Annotated in this window: 13 protein-coding genes; 3 read left to right on the top strand and 10 right to left on the bottom strand. The window is 61.8% G+C overall.

The window, feature by feature from the left end:
- Positions 1-197 precede the first annotated feature (197 nt).
- The 3 genes from CKW39_RS15830 to CKW39_RS13825 all read right to left on the bottom strand — a co-directional run bounded on the left by CKW39_RS15830 (position 198) and on the right by CKW39_RS13825 (position 3,726).
- On the bottom strand, positions 198-1,175 hold the full coding sequence (locus CKW39_RS15830; RefSeq protein WP_254049434.1) for a PKD domain-containing protein: 978 nt from the start codon (positions 1,173-1,175) through the stop codon (positions 198-200).
- Between the two features lie 125 nt (positions 1,176-1,300).
- Positions 1,301-1,801, bottom strand: a complete 501-nt coding sequence (locus tag CKW39_RS13820) for a DUF6318 family protein (protein WP_158222958.1) — start codon at positions 1,799-1,801, stop codon at positions 1,301-1,303.
- Between the two features lie 467 nt (positions 1,802-2,268).
- Positions 2,269-3,726 carry a benzaldehyde dehydrogenase gene (locus tag CKW39_RS13825; protein ID WP_095798709.1) on the bottom strand — a complete coding sequence of 486 codons (1,458 nt, stop codon included), beginning with the start codon at positions 3,724-3,726 and terminating at the stop codon, positions 2,269-2,271.
- 140 nt (positions 3,727-3,866) lie between these two features.
- On the opposite strand from CKW39_RS13825, the gene CKW39_RS13830 reads away from it, so the two are divergent.
- Positions 3,867-4,361 (top strand): SRPBCC domain-containing protein, encoded by a 495-nt coding sequence (locus CKW39_RS13830; protein WP_095798710.1) that lies wholly within the window; start codon positions 3,867-3,869, stop codon positions 4,359-4,361.
- Between the two features lie 86 nt (positions 4,362-4,447).
- Here CKW39_RS13830 and CKW39_RS13835 read toward each other — a convergent pair whose 3' ends face one another.
- On the bottom strand, positions 4,448-5,719 hold the full coding sequence (locus tag CKW39_RS13835; RefSeq protein ID WP_095798711.1) for an MFS transporter: 1,272 nt from the start codon (positions 5,717-5,719) through the stop codon (positions 4,448-4,450).
- Positions 5,720-5,822: 103 nt separating this feature from the next.
- Between CKW39_RS13835 and CKW39_RS13840 the strand changes: the two genes are divergently transcribed.
- Positions 5,823-7,025, top strand: coding sequence for a hypothetical protein (locus tag CKW39_RS13840; RefSeq protein ID WP_095798712.1), 1,203 nt, complete (start codon positions 5,823-5,825; stop codon positions 7,023-7,025).
- On the opposite strand, the gene CKW39_RS13845 is transcribed toward CKW39_RS13840, so the two are convergent.
- Both CKW39_RS13845 and CKW39_RS13850 read right to left on the bottom strand, forming a co-directional pair.
- Complete coding sequence (locus tag CKW39_RS13845) at positions 7,022-7,744, bottom strand: hypothetical protein (protein ID WP_095798713.1); 723 nt, start codon at positions 7,742-7,744, stop codon at positions 7,022-7,024. The genes CKW39_RS13840 and CKW39_RS13845 overlap by 4 nt on opposite strands.
- A gap of 202 nt (positions 7,745-7,946) precedes the next feature.
- Positions 7,947-8,546: a TetR/AcrR family transcriptional regulator gene (locus tag CKW39_RS13850; protein WP_254049435.1), complete on the bottom strand. Its 600-nt coding sequence runs from the start codon at positions 8,544-8,546 to the stop codon at positions 7,947-7,949.
- Positions 8,547-8,619: 73 nt separating this feature from the next.
- On the opposite strand from CKW39_RS13850, the gene CKW39_RS13855 reads away from it, so the two are divergent.
- Positions 8,620-9,387: a GAP family protein gene (locus CKW39_RS13855; protein ID WP_095798714.1), complete on the top strand. Its 768-nt coding sequence runs from the start codon at positions 8,620-8,622 to the stop codon at positions 9,385-9,387.
- Between the two features lie 82 nt (positions 9,388-9,469).
- Here the strand turns inward: CKW39_RS13855 and CKW39_RS13860 are convergent, their stop codons facing one another.
- The 4 genes from CKW39_RS13860 to CKW39_RS13875 form a co-directional block, all read right to left on the bottom strand.
- On the bottom strand, positions 9,470-9,862 hold the full coding sequence (locus CKW39_RS13860) for an RNA-binding S4 domain-containing protein (protein WP_031273393.1): 393 nt from the start codon (positions 9,860-9,862) through the stop codon (positions 9,470-9,472).
- A 175-nt stretch (positions 9,863-10,037) separates the two neighbouring features.
- Positions 10,038-11,543, bottom strand: a complete 1,506-nt coding sequence (locus tag CKW39_RS13865; protein WP_095798715.1) for an APC family permease — start codon at positions 11,541-11,543, stop codon at positions 10,038-10,040.
- On the bottom strand, positions 11,543-12,541 hold the full coding sequence (locus tag CKW39_RS13870; RefSeq protein WP_095798716.1) for a universal stress protein: 999 nt from the start codon (positions 12,539-12,541) through the stop codon (positions 11,543-11,545). The genes CKW39_RS13865 and CKW39_RS13870 overlap by 1 nt, the downstream gene beginning before the upstream one ends.
- The gene (locus CKW39_RS13875) at positions 12,538-13,998 is read right to left on the bottom strand and encodes an NAD(P)/FAD-dependent oxidoreductase (RefSeq protein ID WP_095798717.1); all 1,461 of its coding nucleotides are present in this window, start codon (positions 13,996-13,998) and stop codon (positions 12,538-12,540) included. The genes CKW39_RS13870 and CKW39_RS13875 overlap by 4 nt, the downstream gene beginning before the upstream one ends.
- Between the last annotated feature and the right edge of the window lie 19 nt (positions 13,999-14,017).

Below are 14,017 nucleotides of genomic sequence, written 5' to 3' on the forward strand. Positions count from 1 at the left end.
GACGCACCACACCTCAACCTGAAGTGAGGAAACTGCAGCTTCGCGGTCTCATGTGATGTAAGTGCTGAGTTCAACCAAATTCGACGCACTTCCCTCACCGGAGACTTCGGTGCTGCAGTTTCCTCACTTAAAACTTCAGTGGTTCGAACTCATACGGTTGTTGCAAAGGCACCCGTCACGCCGAGAATCTATATGAGTTAGTTCGTGCCTGGGCAGCCGAAGCTGCGGGGATTCTCGTTGCAGTCATCAGCGACATTGCGGACGGTTGCCTTCCACACGCTGATCGGGACTGGCGCGGATGCGACTTCGTTGAACCCAGCGACCGGCTGCCAGCCGGTACCCGCCACGTTGTACTCTCCATAGAAGAAAGTAGTCAGCGTGACGCTGTAGTCACCGGTTTCCGAATAGACGTGTGAGGTGTCCGTGGGGATATCCCAATCGCCTTCGGCCAATGGTGCACCTGTCAAAGGCGTGGGGCCGAGAGCTGCCCCGTCACCGTAGTTCCAGGAGTACTGAACCGGATACGCCCGCACCGCGACAGGAAAGCCTCCCAATTCGGTTTGGAACGCTTGGGCATCAGCGACCGCGAAGACATTGGTATTCATGTTCTTGAGGGTGTCGGGTGCTGGCTCAACAGTTGAGGCAGCGGGAGCAACGTTCAGACGCTGGAAATCCTGCAGCGTGAATACGGGGAGCGGAATGACGCCTTCGTCATCAGCTTCGGCCGCTTCAGCATTTGCCACACACATTTGAGTGCCGCGTGACGCACGACCCTCTTCTCCCGCTCCACCAACGACGACGTCCATATTGACGCCTTCGCCGCCACCATCGACCGTGCACTCTTGTTCCTGGCGGCAGTCGTCAAAGGCGTCGCCATCTTCACCATTGCAAGGATCCTGCAGGCTATATGTGGTTCGATTCAGCGCTGTGTCCATCTTGGTGGGGTCAAAGAAGATCGAGTCATCATCGCTCATGAGTTCTTGACGTAAGGCTTTTTGATACGCAGGGTCCTCATCCGGGTTCCAGTCAGTACCTGCGCCTCCCTCGCTTGAGCCACCGGCAGCGGGCGCACCCAAGGAAATAGAAATTCCTTGACCACCGGAACTTCCCTCGTCCCATTCAACTTTTACGTCAATAACATTGCCACCAGCAGTAGCTCTTGTATCGCTGGCCACTTTGCCGGATTCACTTCCTCGCCCCCAACTTCCATCTGCGCCCCCCTCCTCAGCTGACGCTACACCCACAAATGCGAATTGGGCGGAGAGCAAAAGTAAGGAGAAAACGAAAACGTGAATTAATATTAAGGGTTTCTCGGAGAGGCAGTTATATATACCCATTTTCCATCCCTGAAAATAAGATTCACATTAAATCCTTCTGACGTATCAAAAGGATGTTGCTGAGATATTAACCGATCCCCATCCGTCACTTTCACGCCAGAACTTTTGGTTTCCACCGGAATGTTATATACCCCATCAGCACCTCGAATAAATCCTTCCTCCAGGATGGATCCACCCTCATATCCCCCTGCGATCCATCCTCCATCGGAATAAATGGTGTCAATCCTGTTGAACTGAACCATGCAATTCTCGCAACCATCTGCTGTCACTTCCCGCGCCAATTGCGTATCCCCCGTCTGGAAGGCATACCAGACTGCGTCCGTGCGGTAGTCCAAAAACGCCTGCGCCCCCGCCTCAGTCTCCTGCTTGGCCTCTTCGGGCATCACCGGCTTTGGAACATTGCGTGCAGGGTGTTCAAGGGTTGCCGGCTCGAAGTCATCCGGGAACTCCTGACCGGTGGCCATTGTCTCCGGCTGCTCAGGCCACCAGTCCCCACTGGCGGACGGATCCGGAGACGAGGATGGTGAATCCGATGACCCATCTCCGGTCTCACTAACCGTGGGAGACGAACCGCCATCCGCAGACGTAGACGTGGCCGTATCACCCGGCTCGGGATCGTTCGAGTTGCCGCAGCCGGCCAGCGTCAGCCCTAACGCCAGCGCGGCCAGGCTCGCCGCGAGCTTCCTACGCTTCAGCGCATCCCCCATTGGATGGTCCCCTCTAACTCATGAAGCCCGGCGGCCACTGCCAAGCTACGGCAGCGATTCGAGCTTACGAAATTTCATTTGACACTATCCACCGCGGAAAGATTTTTGTGGATAACTTTTCAATGTAAACGCATAACGGCCAGTCACGAAGTTTTCGCACGCATCTACAAACCAGCAAGGTGACCGTTTGTTGCACGGTCACCTTGCTATTCCGAGTAATTAACTCAGAACGGGTACTGCGGAATGTCCGGGCTGATCGTGACCCACTGGCTCTCGGTAAATGCCTCGATGTTCGCGGCCGCACCGCCGAATCGAGCACCCGTCCCAGAGGCCTTCATGCCTCCCATGGGAGCGGTCGCCTCGTCCATTACGGTCATCTCATTGATGTGGATCTTGCCCGCAGTGATTCGGTCCGCGACCTTCAACGCCTCACCCACATCACCAATGATCGACAGCGACAACGCGTACTCCGAGTTGTTCGCCAGGTTCACCGCTTCTTCCACGGAGGACACCTTGATGACCGGAGCCACCGGGCCGAAGATCTCCTCGTTCCACGCCGGCATGTCCACCGTCAGATCAGCCAGCACGGTGGGCCGATAGAACAACCCGTCGTGCGTTGCGCCCGCACGGATCGACGCACCCGCGATCACGGAATCCTGCACCTTGGAATCCACGGCCTTCAGCTGCTTCTCGTCAATGATCGGCCCCAGGTGAACTTGCCCCTCGGACGGATCACCCACCACCAGAGCGTCAGCCCGCTCGGCCAACTTGGACACGTACGACTCGTAGACATCTTCATGAACAATGTGCCGCCCCGTGGTCATGCACACCTGCCCCTGGTGGAAGAACGAGCCCATGGATCCCACACCCGCCGCTAGATCCAAATCAGCAGACGGCAGCACCACCATCGCGTTGTTGCCGCCCAGCTCCAGGTGAGTTCGCTTCAGATGCTTGGCACCCGCCGCACCCACATGGCGGCCCGCTTCTGTAGAGCCGGTGAAAGACACGATTCTCACCTCGGGCGCATCAACGGTCGCCGCGCCGACGTCGCCGCCTCCCGGTAGCACCTGCAGCACGCCCGAGGGCAGTCCCGCCTCTTCGAAGATCCGTGCGATCAGCACTCCACCGGTGATGGGCGTGCGGGGGTCGGGCTTCAACAACACCGCATTCCCCAGCGCCAATGCCGGCGCGACCGAACGGATCGACAGAATCAAGGGGAAGTTGAACGGCGAAATCACCGACACGACACCAGCGGGCACCCGCCTCGCAAACGACCAATGCGGATCGTCTGAGGCCAACACCTCCCCTCTAGCGTGCGTGGGCAGTGCAGACGCCTCGAAGCACTCCTGCGCCGCGACGTTTGCTTCCATCCCCGCCTTGGGCTGGATCGCGCCGGTTTCGCGCACCACCCAGTCGATGATCTCTTCGGTGTTCTCCTCGAACAGCTGGCCCGCCTTGCGGAGCACGGCCGCACGCTCGGTCGGCTTGAGCGCGGCCCACGCGACCTGTGCCTCGGAAGCCTGCCGAGCGGCGTCGTAAACGTCGGCGGGAGATGCGGAACCCACCGAGCCCAGGACAGCTTCCGACGCGGGATTCTGAACGGAAATCGAGTCGCCGGACCCATCCCGCCAGCCGTTGATGTAGAGCTTTCCGTGCCAGCGTTCGTCGTCGAGAATTGCCATGTTCGCTCCTTCGGGTGGATCGGCGAGCGCCGTGCGCAACGCACTGCACACCGCACAATCTCTCCCCACATTGTGACCTACAAAACACAGATGCCGCTCAAAGTCTTGTCACCGCTCACCGACGGGAGCAGCATTGACCCATGTCAGTAGTGGATGTTCAGAAGAATCTCGACGTCGCCCAACTCACCCTCGTGGCGGAACTAGACGCCCCCGTGACCACCGCCTGGAACCTCTACGCCAACCAGCAGTTCGTCGAAAAATGGTGGGGTCCGCCCCGCTATCCCGCCACGTTCACGAACCATGACCTGACCCCCGGGGCCACGGTGAATTACTTCATGACAGGCCCGGACGGCGAGAAGTACCACGGTCTGTGGCAGGTCCAGGAGGTCACCCCCGAGCGAGAAATCCACTTCACCGATCGCTTCGCTGACTCCCACGGCCAGGTCGACGCCGCTCTGCCCGCCTCGGACGTGGTGGTCGCCTTCGAGGCGTTGGATGGCAATCGGAGCCGGATCACCACGGTCACCACCATTACGTCACGCGAAGACCTGGAGGAGGTGTTGAAGATGGGCGCGGAAGAAGGCACGGTGCAGGCCATGAATCAGATGGACGCGCTGCTCGAATCAGCAGCATGACTCGTCGGGACGCGTGACCACTACAAGAGCTCACTCCGAACGGCCAAACAGACAACCCAGCACGCTGGGTCGGTAAGGGGCAAGCCCTACGGCTGCGGATCCCTCGCGTCATACCGGCTGAACGCGGGGAACTTCCGCACCAGGACCACCACGAGTACCAAACAAACGGCGGCTCCCACCACGGCAGCCAGACCGGGTCCGGCGAACTCCCCCGCTGTGCCCATGTAGGCATCGCCCAGGCGCGGCCCACCGGCCACGACCACAATGAAGATGCCCTGCAGTCGCCCACGCAGCGCATCCGGGGTCGCCGCCTGCAGGATGGTGGTGCGGAACAGCATGGAGATCGCGTCCATTGCACCGGCCGCGACCAGCACAGCGCACGAGGCCGCCAGCGGCCACACGGTCTCGCGCCCCCACCCGGCCGAGGCCAGCAGTACCACGCCACCGAACGCCATGATGCACACGGCCCAACCGGCCACCGCCATCGCGCAGGCCTTGCCATGGCGGTTGAGCCGCACCAACGGCCCGGACAGCAACCCCGCCAGAACGGAGCCCGCCGCGAGCGCTGCGGTCAACAGACCCACGGTGAACTGATCGCCGCCCAATACGGTCGCACCAAGCACCGGAAACAGCGCGCGAGGCATCGCGAAGAACATCGCGGCCATGTCCAGCAGGAACGTCATGCGCAGATTGGGGCGGGTGGCCAGGAACCGGAACCCCTCGACCACGGAGCGAAAACCGGCGCGGGATGGCACACCGTCGGGCGGCAGGGACGGCAACTTGTACATCGCCCACAAGCTCGCCATAAACGCCACCGCATCCACGGTATAGGCCCACTGGAACCCCAACCCGGCCACCGTCAACGCACCCAGTAGAGGCCCCACCATGAGCGTGGAGCCCATGGTCAGTTGATATAAGGCATTGGCCGCGGGCAGCTGTTTCATGGGCACCAACCGCGGCACGATCGCCCCGCGCACCGGCTGATTGAGCCCTTGGGCAAACGAATGCAGCGCCACCAGCGTGTACAGCACCACCAGTGACGAAATGTGCGCCCACGAGTGCGCGGCTAGCGCGACCGTGACTGCGAATAAACCGAACGTGGTCCACAACCCCACGGTCCGGCGGTTGTGCGCGTCTCCCATCGACCCGCCGTACAACCCGGACACGATCAGCGGAAGCAGCGCGGCGACACCCACCATGCCCACGGCAAACGTGGAGCGGGTGAGCTCGAAGACCTCCAAGCTAATGGCCACCACCGTGAACTGGTTCCCCAACATGGACATGGTGGAGCCGATCCACAGGCGTCGGAACGCCGGGGACTCACGCAGCGGGGTGAGGTCGAGCAATAAGCGGGGCACTGGTCGATCCTAGGCCCACACATCCGAATTGCGAGAGCAGCCAGAACGCCCGGAACCATTTACCCTGAGAGGAGCCCACTTCCCCGGGACATCAGGAGTTCTCATGCGCACACGCGAACAACGCTGGGCAGCCCGCTCGGCGCGCGGCTGGCCCCGGTTACGCGTGTTCGCCATCATCAACGGCATCACGGGTGTCCTGATCGGCAGCCTGATCCTGTGGTTCACCCACGGGGTGCTGCAGTTCGAGAACTTCCCCGCCGCGGAGGTCCCCTGGGTCTGGCGCGTTCTGGCCCTGGCCATCGCCGTCATGCTCCCCGGGATCCTGCTGTCCATGGGCGTGTACCTCGTGATCGCGGGTGCCTCCGCGCGAAACAGGGCGGCATTGGCTGCGGGACGAGCGCGCGACGTCGTCCTCAATGCCTCCCAGCCGGACGAGCCCCCGGTGGTCGCCCACAAACTGGCCGAAACCACCCCGCCCGGCGTGAAAATCCGCGCCCACGCGCTGCACGGTTCGGACGCACCCAGCCGCTACACCCGCACCCTGCTGGGCGCGCTGCCGGTGCACACACCCATGGCGCTCGCGCCGGTGGGCCTGGGCCTGATCCTGCTCGTGGCCGCCACCATCTACTACGCAACCGGTTACGGGGCACCCGCCACGGTCATCCTGTTGGGCGTGGCCTACCTCGGCTGGAAACTCTGGCGCGGTTTCAGCAGCTATCAGTCCTTTTCGGAGGCCGACTGGGCCCCCACCCGCGTCGAGGACGCAGACACCGGCCCCATCCCCGCGGTCACCGTGGTGCACGAGAGCGAAACCACCCAGCCGATCCCCCGGCAACGCGCCACGTACGACGACGCCCCGCCCACCTACACGACGCATCGCGCCGATGACGATCACGTCGGCTACGAGAACACGGATGAGCTACCGGTCATCGAACGGATCCGGGACAACTACTCGGACCCCAAGAAGATGAGCGCCTCTCAGCGCCGATTGGCCGAACGGGCCGAGCGGGAGCGCATGGTCATGGAACGGCGAAACCGCAACCGCCGGTCCCCGGATGATCAGCCGCCGCACACCATCACTTCCATGGAGCGTCACCCGGACAGCGACGATCAGGGCGGCGCAGCCGAGCAGGAACAACAGCGGCAACAACAACGCCGCTACGAGCAGCACCTGGACGAGCACCAGCGCATGCGCCAGGACCGGCTGCGCAATGCGAATGCCAAGGAACCGGAAGAAGCGCCGTCGTTATTGGGCTATGCCATGACGCGCTGGAAGAGCAAGCGCAACGGGTCCGCGAACGACTAGCGACCGGCGGGTGTCCCGGCCCACGGTGCCGTGCCGCCTCCCGCGGAGTCGATCTGACCGGTGAGTCGGACGCGCTGAATATTGGACAGTGGTGCGACCGCGATCAGGGCCGCCCCCGCCATCTCTAAGCCCTCTTCCAGGTGGTAGGTCACGCGGTAGAGGAACCAGTGCGCCTCGGTCCGGATCAGGTAGTCGGCAATGAACTCGAAACCCACCGCTGCGCCCAGGAACACCACGAATCCGCTCACGAGCAAGCGCCTGGGCGTCTTGTGCATTTTGCGTGAGGCCATGATCGCCATGATGACCACGGCCAGTGCGATTGGGCCTCCCAACAGCACCCAGGTGAACGTCATACCGGTGGCCGGTGCGAATCGCTCGACAATCATGCCCAGCTTCTCGTGCAACATGGTGGCGTCGTCCAGGGACATCAACAGGGCAATAACGGCCATCGTTCGCCAGGCAAGGCGGGCACTGCGGCTCGGGGTGTTTGCGGCCACCAGGAACATCAAGGTGGCCGCCACAATGAGGAGAAGCACGTTCCACCACATGGGCAGGTTCACCTCGGACGTCACCTCGAGGTAGTGGTAGATGCCCATGTTGGGGGCCCACCACACGGCGAACAGACTGAGCAGCGTGATGATCAGAGAGACGATGACGGAGACCACCAGGGCACCCACCCAGAAGGGCCGGTTGCGGCGAGGAGTGGTGGATCGGCTCATGGATACCCCCGGATCGTCCTGATATTTTCACTGGAAAGCAACTGTCATTCTACCGCCGCGTACGGCGACAGCGCGGGGCGGCTCGTGTCCCACACACGTGTTACTTGCCATTTGTGCTGACACATTCATGATGAATGGACCGCATGAGATGACGATGGGGATTGAGTGAGAGTCCCTTAATCTCGACCGAGCGCCGCCCGCCCTAAGCGCGACCTGCCGCGATGCTCTGAATTTCATCCTCCAGGAGCTCAGCGACGCGCTCCAGGTCCTCCGATTCGGCCCGATGCATGAGGTGCAGAGCCAACCCGTCCGCGAGGGCGTGAAGTCTCCGACCACTTCGAATTGCACCTTCGCTGGGGGTCTCGGAATTCTCTTCTCGCAGCAATGCAGCCAACCGGATGCAGGCGGCAGCAAGCTGTTCGTGAGCGGAGTCCCTCAAAACTTTGAGCTCCGGAACCGCGGTGGCCTCTGCGACCAGCGCGATGTTGACGTCCATTTCGGCTCGCGTCTGCTCAGTGAACGGCACAAGATTCTTGATCACGGCCAGGGCGTAGGCCTCCGTGGTGCCTTCCCGGGGGAGGCTCACGATGCGTTCATACACACGCTCCATCATGAGCTCCGCGGAATACACGAGGAGCTCGGTGCGCGTGGGGAACACGTGCCGCAAGGACCCCACGGCCAGGCCCGCTTCTTCCGCAACCGTTCGCACGGAGACCGCGGAAACGCCCGATCGGAGAATCACGCGCCACGCGGCCTCAGCAAGTTCGGCCTTACGAGCTTCGCGGTCAATTCTGGAGGGCATGGCCTTAAATTAGCACGACTGTGCTAGCTTTAAATGGCACAAGCGTGCTAATTCCCCTAGGAAGGGCCATCCCATGGAGACCGTCGGAGTTCTCACGGTTCTCGCGCTGGTGGATTCCACCAGTTTTGGAACCCTGCTCATCCCGATCTGGTTGCTCATGGCACCCGGTCGGCTGAAGCTCGGCCGTCTACTCGTGTACTTAGCCACCGTTCTCGCCGCGTATTTCGTGATCGGCGTGCTCATCATGCTGGGCGCCACCGCGTTCATCGACGCCTTTGGCGAGGCACTGGAATCCCGCACCGCGTACATCATCCAATTGGCGCTGGGCATCGGCCTGGTCGTCCTGAGCTACGTCATGGATCCGGGAACCAAGCGGGCCAAACGCCTCGCAGCCGAGCGCGCGGCCGCCGGCAACGCGGCGTCGGCGCCCGGGGGCCGCGTCTCGCGCTGGCGGGCCCGAATCTTGGGTGCCGACGGCGCTCCCATCGGCACTCGCGCCGGCGTCGGTTCCCTGGCTGCGCTCATGGGACTTGCCCTGGTGGGCGTCTCACTCGAGGTGGCCACGATGGTTCCGTACCTGGCGGGCATCGGCATCATTTCGTCGACCAGCCCCAGCCTGACGATTTCGCTGCTCATGCTCGGGGGATACTGCCTAGTGATGATTGCCCCCACATTGATTCTGACCATCGGGCGTTTGGTCGCGCGCAACGCACTGGAGCGCCCGCTGTCCGCGCTGGAACGATGGTTCACCAAGCATGCGCAGTCCGGCTCGGCCTGGTTCATCGGCATTGTGGGAGTGCTACTGGCACTCAACGCTTTCGGAATGTTGCGGTCAATGTAGCGGGGGTTGGGCTGGGCGCATCCACAGTGACGAGCCGTCGGGTGCGTCACGTGCTCGCGTGCACTTCGCAGAACCCGATGGACTAGCGCGACCCATCCAAGCCCCGCAGCCGCTCCATCTCACGGCGGTCCTTCTTGGTGGGCCTACCCGCACCGCGGTCTCGACGACCCACGGGAACACTGAGTTCAGCGGGCCGCGGCGGCGAATGATCGATGTAGCACTGAGCAGCAACCGGCGCGCCCACGCGCTTGACGATCAACTTGGTGACCTGGAATTCCTGCTGCCACCCGGGGCGCCGCACGGTGACTCGATCCCCCACACGAACGGGCTGGGCCGCCTTGACCGGCGCCGCATTAAGCCGCACGTGACCGGCCCGGCACGCAGTGGTCGCGGCGGAGCGGGTCTTGAACAGACGGACCGACCACAACCACACATCCAGGCGCACACTGGTCGGTTCATTGGCATTCGCGGGCATGGTCCAACGCTACTCGGGGCGCTTCGAGGCGGAAAATTCGGGCCATGCGGCACCCCAAACCTGCAGGCCGATACACCCACATGGCCGGAGAACACAAGGCACGCAAAGTCCGCCGTGTCTCCACACGAGATACGGCGGACTTCACTAGAAAATTAGTTCCGGCAGGGAGAGGGGTCTACTCCACCACGGGCAATTCAGTAGTTTCAAATTTCTGTTGGAAGAAGGAGCGATTGCGCAAGTACTGCGTGAACATCACGATCAACCCAAGTACCAGAATGCCCGCACCCAGGACAAAGACGAGCCCCACTCCGCCGATCTGCGACCCGGATCCGTAATCCGGATCCATGGAGTCGACAGAAGTCTGCACGAAGAAGACCAACAACAGCACACCACCAAGCAAGGGGGCCAAGAGATTAGTGAAGAAGCTCTTGAGCGATCGGAACCACGAGCGGCGAAAGTACCAGACACACGCTAGGGCGGTGACCCCGTAGTAGAAGCACACCATCATTCCCAGCGCTGTGATGGTGTCCCACAGAACGTCCTCGCTGACAATCCGCATGAACGTATAGAACGCCGATGACACAATGGCCGCGGCCACTGTCGCGAAACCCGGAGATTGGAACCGCGGGTTGATTCGGGCAAACGGCCTGGGTAGGGCTCCGTAGTAGCCCATAGCCAATAAAGTGCGAGCCGGGGACACGAAGGTCGACTGAAGAGAAGCCGCAGAGGACGAAAGAACCGCCAGCGATAACAAGATCGCCAAGGGCCCCATGACCGGCCCCGCCAGTGCCGCAAACACGTTTTCTTGAATCTCAGCGTTGTTAAGGCCGATTCCCTGGTCTGACAGGCCTGCGAAGCTAAGGACCGCAAGCCCGATGATCATGTACAGCACCACGATGGAGAAGATCGTGGCCAACGCAGCTTTGCCCGGGGTTGTGGACGACCCGGTCGTTTCCTCATTAATGGTCAGCACCACGTCCCAGCCCCAGTAAATGAACACGGACAGGGAAACGCCGGCGGCAAAGGCGGAGAACGATGGGACACCGAAGGGGTTGAACCACTCGGGTTCGATCTGCAGGCCCCCGAAAGCCGTACCGTTAGCCACGTGAACGTAAGCGGATATCGCAAACCACAGAAGCACGATGACTTGGAAAGCCACCAGCACGTATTGGACCTTCTTAGTGGCCTCCATCCCGCGATACGAGATCCAACACGCGCCCGCCATGAACACCAAACACGTCAGGATGTTAATGGGTACGTTCCGCGCAAGATCAGCCAGTGAAGGGTCACCGGTGAGCTGCGAGAGCATCAGATAGAAGAAGTCCACCGCGATACCCGCAAGGTTGGACAACACCAAAATGGTGGCGGCCAGAAGTCCCCAACCGCCCATCCACCCAACCCACGGTCCGAAAGCCTTGGATGTCCAGGTGAACGTGGTGCCGGAGTCGGGCATGGCCCGGTTGAGCTGCCGATAGCCCACGGCCACGAGCAGCATTGGTATGAAACCCACCAAGAAGATAGCTGGCAAATGGGTGCCGACCGCAGCAGCGGTCGGCCCCAGTGCGCCGGATAGTGTGTAGGCCGGGGCAATGCAGGACATACCGATCACCACAGCACCCAGCAGACCCACGGAACCCGAACTCAGTCCTTTGCTGGTGTCGCTGTTGGTCGTCTCGGCCATCAGCGCACCTCCTCTTCATCCAGTCCGGCACCGCCCATTCCACGGCCACCTTCGTGAAAGTCGTCGACATTGGGAGCGCTCGGATTATTTGCTCCGCGAGGGAGCACAATCATGGGAACAGGCAGATGCCGCAGAATGCGTGCGGCGGTACTGCCCAGGAAGATCTGGCGATCTCCGGCAAGGCGTGATGACCCCACAAACAGCACAGAACCGGGATGCCAGTCCATGCTGGCAACGGTCCTCTTCAGGTTCTTTCCCTGAGCGACGGTCACGCTCACGGGGTGGTCGGCACCGATTTCGGCGGCATCCTCGCGAAGTTTTTCCCGCGCTGCATCAACAGCCTGTTGCGGTTTGCCGTGAACATGGTCCAGCGGCAAGAAGCTCACCAACACCAATTCCAACCCGGTGCGTTCCACCGCCCGCTTGGTCTCGGCGATGACCCGCTGGGCCCCGTGGCGCAACCCCACTCCCGCGTACATGCGGGTGATGGGCTCGGTCCCCTTAAAACCGCGGGGCGTTAGAGCCACGGGAACGGAGGCGCGGTGAAGCAACGTATCCGCCACGGGCCCCACGGAGAACTTGGCCGTGTACTTCCCGCTCGCGGCGCCAACCACAATCAGTCCAGCGCCGAATTCAGTCACGGCATCCAGAAGGCCGCCTGCAATCGAAGGCGAGGTGCGAATGTGGGTGCACGCAGCGACGTCGTCGGGAACGAGTTCGAGGCCCTCCTGGAGCCACCCCGAGGCCTGCTGACGCAGCATGGGGGAAATATCACCCACGGGCGGGTACACCTGCTGATAGGGATCATCAGCGCGTAGCACGCACACGATTTCCAGCTGCGCGTTGAAGGCTCGCGCCATGGCCACGGCAAGTTTTACGGCCTCTTTACTGCGCTTGTCACCGCCGTAGCCCACCACGTAACGAAACGTCGGCGACGTCCTGTCTCCCGTCTCGGGGCCTGGCAATGTGCCGCCGGAGCTGTTGTCCTGCCTTGTCATGCCTGATCACGCACTTCGATAATCTGCGAGGCCACGAGTGTGCCCTGCCGCAGGGCACCGTCCACGTGCTGGTAGCCCTCAGCAGCAAGGTCTGAGCAGGCCCAGCGGATGGGACCAACGGGTTCGGACTGAATGGCGCCGTAACGGGACAGGCCACCCAGATCGTAGGAAGCTGCATACGCACCGCGGGTCCATTCCTCGGATCCGAAATCGGACTCGTAGTAGACCACCGGGTTCTTGGCTTCCTCACCCAAGTAGTGGGAAAGGGATTCAAGGATCTGGCGCTTGCGCTCTTCAGCGGGCAGACGGAAGACTTCATCAGCCTTCTCGTCCGACACGAAACCAACCAAAGTGCCACGAGTATCCCCGTGATTGCTGTTGTCGTAGACCTCCTGTGAGAGCTCGTAGGCGCCGAATCCGGTACCGGACAAACCCTTCTCACGCCAGAACGGAGTTTCGTACACTGCGTGGACCTTGATCACGATGCCCAGCGACTGATGCTGGTGCATCTGATGCTGGAATCGCGGCAGGGGCGGCTCGAAGGAGATACGCGAGTACAGATTCGGAGGAACGGCAACCACGACATCCTTGGCCTGGACGGTCACCCGGTCCGAAAAGACGGTGACAGTGTAGTTCGGGTCGTGCTCGTCATAGGTCTCACCTTCGCCAGCCCAATTAATGGTGCGCACCGGGGAGTTGAGGAACACGGAGGCGTCCGAAGGTCCGGTGAGGATCGCTGTCCCGTCATCCACACCCAGCTGTTCGGCCATAGTGATGGACACGGACTGCATGCCACCCACCACACGGCGGTCCAGGATGAAGTCTTCATCCACGAGGTTCGAGAACGAACCTGCAGAGGCGGCCATGAGGATGGCCTGCAGCGCGGAGAACGCGTGCGAGGGCTTGGTCAACATGCCACCGGCGATGAAAATGCCGATGTTGTTACACGCCTCCTCGTCCGAGCTGTTCTGACGCAGCCAGTCCTGGAAGGAGACGGTGTCCAGCTCGCGAGCCCTCTCGTGGGCCCACGGTTCTTTGGCGCCGATTTCTGCGGCGAGCCCGTCCATGAGATCGATAAGCTTCTCCATCTCGGCCTTGGTGGTATCCGAGGCCGGGAACATGTGGCCGGTGTAGGTATGGCGGATGCCGTCCGGAGCGATGTACACGGAATCGCCTTCGCGATAGCGCTCGAAGGTCGACAGGCCCAACTCGTCCACGAGGGACAGTAACTCGGTCTGGTCTGGGGAGATCCACTGGCCACCGATTTCCAAGAAGGCACCGTCGATCACGTCGGACCAGGTGCGACCGCCCACGCGATCACGAGCTTCCAGCACGGCCACCGACTTGCCAGCCTGCGACAGGCGGCGGGCCGCCATGAGTCCTGCGGGGCCAGCGCCGACGATGACAACGTCGCGCTCGATCGCATCGGGGGATCCTATGGTTCGCTGTTCAGACATGGTGTGTTCCTTTCACCTT

Origin of the sequence: Kocuria sp. WRN011, assembly GCF_002295155.1 — a bacterium.
GTDB lineage: Bacteria > Actinomycetota > Actinomycetes > Actinomycetales > Micrococcaceae > Kocuria > Kocuria carniphila.

Coding starts and splice junctions, on each gene's coding strand:
- CKW39_RS13865 (WP_095798715.1), bottom strand. CDS start 11,543: ATGGCCGAGACGACCAACAGCGACACCAGCAAAGGACTGAGTTCGGGT.
- CKW39_RS13830 (WP_095798710.1), top strand. CDS start 3,867: ATGTCAGTAGTGGATGTTCAGAAGAATCTCGACGTCGCCCAACTCACC.
- CKW39_RS13845 (WP_095798713.1), bottom strand. CDS start 7,744: ATGAGCCGATCCACCACTCCTCGCCGCAACCGGCCCTTCTGGGTGGGT.
- CKW39_RS13875 (WP_095798717.1), bottom strand. CDS start 13,998: ATGTCTGAACAGCGAACCATAGGATCCCCCGATGCGATCGAGCGCGAC.
- CKW39_RS13855 (WP_095798714.1), top strand. CDS start 8,620: ATGGAGACCGTCGGAGTTCTCACGGTTCTCGCGCTGGTGGATTCCACC.
- CKW39_RS13840 (WP_095798712.1), top strand. CDS start 5,823: ATGCGCACACGCGAACAACGCTGGGCAGCCCGCTCGGCGCGCGGCTGG.
- CKW39_RS13860 (WP_031273393.1), bottom strand. CDS start 9,862: ATGCCCGCGAATGCCAATGAACCGACCAGTGTGCGCCTGGATGTGTGG.
- CKW39_RS13870 (WP_095798716.1), bottom strand. CDS start 12,541: ATGACAAGGCAGGACAACAGCTCCGGCGGCACATTGCCAGGCCCCGAG.
- CKW39_RS13825 (WP_095798709.1), bottom strand. CDS start 3,726: ATGGCAATTCTCGACGACGAACGCTGGCACGGAAAGCTCTACATCAAC.
- CKW39_RS13850 (WP_254049435.1), bottom strand. CDS start 8,546: ATGCCCTCCAGAATTGACCGCGAAGCTCGTAAGGCCGAACTTGCTGAG.
- CKW39_RS13820 (WP_158222958.1), bottom strand. CDS start 1,801: ATGGCCACCGGTCAGGAGTTCCCGGATGACTTCGAGCCGGCAACCCTT.